This is a genomic window from Pseudomonas sp. P5_A2_2, assembly GCF_054177685.1.
Genome location: NZ_JBGCUL010001035.1, coordinates 1 through 1519, shown reverse-complemented (window position 1 = coordinate 1519; position 1519 = coordinate 1). Strand labels below are relative to the sequence as shown.

Sequence of the window (1519 nt, the reverse complement as noted above, 5' to 3'; positions counted from 1 at the left end):
CGCGCACGCAGTACGAAGAACAACGCAAGTCGCTGGAACATCAGCTCGGCGAAGCGCAAGAGGCCAACAGCGAACTGCACCAGCAATACGAATTTCAGAGCCTGGCGCTGACTCAGGAGTCCGAGGCCCTGCACGAAACCCGCGCCATGCTGCAAACGGAGCAAACCCGCAACGCCGGACTGAACCAGGCGCTGGCCGATTTTGAATTGCGCTTGAGAGACAAGGACGAGCAGATCCGCTCCCTTGAAGAAAAACACCTGCACACTCGCGACGCACTGGAGCACTACCGCAATGCGGTCAAGGAACAGCGCGAACAGGAAATGAGTCGCCACGAAGGCCAGGTGCAACAGATACAGATGGAACTGCGCCAGGCACAACAAAGCGCACTGGTACGCCAGGATGAAATCACCCAGTTGCACCGTGACAATGAACGCTTGCTGACTGAAAACCGCGGCACGCTGCGCGAGCTGAGCCTGCTGCAAGAACAGCTCAAGCAAAGCAATAGCCGTCAGGATCAGTTGCTGGAACAGGCCACTCGCGTCGACGGCGAACGCACCCTCCTCCAGGAACGCCTGCGTGTTGCCCTGCTGGAAAGCCAGGCACTCAAACAGAACGTCGATGAGCAGTCGCAGCTCAACAAGTCACTGGAAATGGATCTGGCCAAGACCCGGGTGGATCTCGAAGAGCGCGTACGTCTGGCCGCGACCCTTGCGGCAGCGGCAGACGCAGCGAAGGACGATTAACCGGCGACCGGCGTACGCATGGTGACGAACTCTTCGGCGGCCGTCGGATGCACCCCGATGGTTTCGTCGAAGTCGCGCTTGGTGGCGCCGGCCTTCAAGGCAATCGCCAGGCCCTGGACGATTTCACCGGCGTCCGGGCCGACCATGTGACAACCCAAAACCTTGTCGGTCCTGGCGTCCACCACCAGCTTCATCAGCGTGCGCTCCTGGCATTCAGTCAGGGTCAGCTTCATCGGCCGGAAGCGGCTTTCGAAGACCTGCACGTCGTGGCCGGCTTCGCGGGCCTCTTCTTCGGTCAGACCGACAGTGCCGATGTTTGGCAGGCTGAACACCGCCGTCGGGATCATCTTGTAATCCACCGGACGATACTGCTCTGGCTTGAACAGGCGCCGTGCAACCGCCATGCCTTCAGCCAGCGCCACCGGTGTCAGCTGAACACGACCGATCACATCCCCCAGCGCCAGGATCGAYGGCTCGGCGGTCTGATACAGCTCATCGACCTCGACAAAGCCTTTCCTGTCGAGTTTGACCCCGGTGTTTTCCAGCCCGAGATTGTCCAGCATCGGACGACGGCCTGTGGCGTAGAACACGCAATCAGCTTCCAGTTGGCGACCATCCTTGAGCGTGACCTTCAGGCTGCCATCGGCCTGCTTGTCGATGCGCTCGATGTCCGCATTGAATTGCAGGTCCATGCCGCGCTTGGTCAACTCTTCCTGCAAATGTTTGCGCACGGATCCGTCGAAACCGCGCAGGAACAGTTCACCGCGATACAGCAG

General features: G+C 60.1%; 2 protein-coding genes. One reads left to right on the top strand and one right to left on the bottom strand.

The annotated features are described in order from the left end of the window. Positions 1-743 (top strand): DNA-binding protein (locus ACXRVY_RS28535; RefSeq protein WP_458238896.1); only part of this gene is annotated, 743 nt, incomplete at its 5' end. Here the strand turns inward: ACXRVY_RS28535 and ACXRVY_RS28530 are convergent. Beyond that, positions 740-1519: FAD-dependent oxidoreductase (locus tag ACXRVY_RS28530; RefSeq protein ID WP_458238895.1), on the bottom strand; the 780-nt coding region annotated here is incomplete at its 5' end. The genes ACXRVY_RS28535 and ACXRVY_RS28530 overlap by 4 nt on opposite strands.